The organism is Leptolyngbya sp. FACHB-36, from assembly GCF_014695955.1.
GTDB lineage: Bacteria > Cyanobacteriota > Cyanobacteriia > Leptolyngbyales > Leptolyngbyaceae > FACHB-36.
In genome coordinates, this window is sequence record NZ_JACJPG010000174.1 from 1 (window position 1) to 2,074 (window position 2,074).

General features: G+C 55.0%; 2 protein-coding genes. One reads left to right on the plus strand and one right to left on the minus strand.

Annotated elements, in window-relative coordinates; all coding sequences use genetic code 11:
• Positions 1 to 411 precede the first annotated feature (411 nt).
• Positions 412 to 1,629 (plus strand): RNA polymerase sigma factor, RpoD/SigA family, encoded by a 1,218-nt coding sequence (locus H6F43_RS02760; RefSeq protein WP_190340474.1) that lies wholly within the window; start codon positions 412 to 414, stop codon positions 1,627 to 1,629.
• A 103-nt stretch (positions 1,630 to 1,732) separates the two neighbouring features.
• Here H6F43_RS02760 and H6F43_RS02765 read toward each other — a convergent pair.
• A partial coding sequence (locus H6F43_RS02765) for an MOSC domain-containing protein (RefSeq protein WP_190340475.1) occupies positions 1,733 to 2,074 on the minus strand: 342 nt, incomplete at its 5' end.

Here is a 2,074-nt window from a genome sequence, read left to right on the forward strand (position 1 = left end):
ATGGACATGGCTGAATGAAGCTCCGCTAGGATCTATTCCCACTCTAGCCTTCTGGCAGAGGGGGTTTCTCACCACCGATAGAGAGAAGAATTCGGCGACGTATGAGAGCCTGTTATAGCAGAGCAATCCAGGTTCTGCAATCACCGATTGTTGAAGCGTGAATGTCTTACTAGAGCCACTGACGTAACCATCCGCAGGCTCGAGGCGTTGGTGTCTCCAGCTCTGTAGTCGAACGAGCAGTTTTATCTATAACGGTTGAACTCGTTTCGCTGGGTCTGCGTTTGATCGCTCACTACATCACGTCCACAACACCTGCTCATCAGCAATCGAGTGTCTTGCACAGACTTTCACTGATTTAATTCCGCCCGTCGAACTCACGTAGATAGACCTTTTGAAATTCAGTGTATTTATATGTATCAAGAGATCAACCGGACTGAAACCCTAGACGTGTCTCCAGAGTTTGATGCGGTCCCGGAGGCAGCAGATTTAGACCCGATCGCAGCGATCGGGCTTGTGGCAGATGGTGATTTGCCTGTGGAATCTGGGATCGAGCTAGAGGAGCCAGATCTGAGCGATCTTGAGGCGGTTGACGCGGAACTGTTTCAGCAAGACGAACCCAGCGACGAAGGCGAGGTGGATTCAATTGCAACTGCCCGTCCGTCTGGCTACAGTAAGACAATTTCAGACGATGCGGTTGGCGCATTCTTCAAGGAGATGGCGCGGTATCCGCTGCTGAAGCCGAATGAGGAAGTCGAGCTAGCGCGTCGCATTCGCTATTTGGTCGAGATTGACGAACTCCAGTCGCGGCTGCGGCAGGAGCTGGCACGCACCCCTACAAGAGCGGAGATTGCTGCTGCACTAGATCTGACCGAGCGTCAGCTAGAGCATAAGCTCTACCGCAGTCGCGTTGCCAAGCGCAAAATGATTCGCTCGAACCTGCGGCTGGTTGTGTCGATCGCCAAGCGATACCTGAATCGGGGTGTACCGTTCCTGGATCTGATTCAAGAGGGCGCACTGGGCTTGAACCGCGCTACAGAAAAGTTCGACCCGGATAAGGGCTACAAGTTCTCGACCTATGCGTACTGGTGGATTCGTCAGGGGATTACGCGAACGATCGCCAACGACGCCCGCACGATTCGTCTACCGATCCACATCGTTGAGAAGCTGAACAAGCTTAAGAAAGCCCACCGCGACTTGCGCAAAGAGCTAAACCGCAATCCTACTGAAACCGAACTGGCAGCCGCGCTAGAGGTAACGACCGAGCAGCTGCAAAACTTGCAGCAGGTGCGGCGCAAGTCTCTGTCGCTGAACCACCGCGTCGGGAAAGGCGAGGACACGGAACTGATGGATCTGCTGGAGGACAACGATACTCAGTCGCCGGAGTCGCAAATGAGCGAAACCATGCTGCGGCAGGAGATGTGGGAGGTGCTGGGCGATGTGCTAACGCAGCGTGAGAAAGACGTAATCTCTCTGCGCTATGGTCTCACCTCCAGCAAGCCTTGCACGCTAGAGGAAGTGGGCGGGTTGTTTAACTTGTCCCGCGAACGGGTGCGCCAGATCCAGAGCAAAGCGATGCGCAAACTGCGTCGTCCTCAGATTGCCGATCGGTTAAAAGGCTGGTTGGGATGATTGATCTGCATTCTGGTGGGGTAGGACCGTTAGCCTGCACGGACCCCATCCCACCCAGAGCGGATGCTTGACTCGACTACTGCGAGACTGATAGACAAGCCAGCTACGCTAACGTCACGGCATCGCCGCGTCGGATTGTGCCATCTTGCACCACGCTGGCATAGACGCCAATGTTGCCGCCGTTGTGCTGCATTGCCGTTCGCAGAATCTCCAAATCGTTTGGCAGTTCGCTCTGTGCCAGCGTTGTCATGACGCAGCGAGGACAGAGCGTATCGATTTTGAGGCGGACTTCATCGCCGATCGCCAGCGTTCTCCCGACCCACTCGTTCTCCACAAATCCCGTTGCTCCGTTTGCAGGCTGAATCACCAAGTTTGGACGAAATCGGCGCGTCTCAAACCGGGAAGCAGGCGCGATCGACTGAAGTTGATTTAGCGTCGCCGTGGT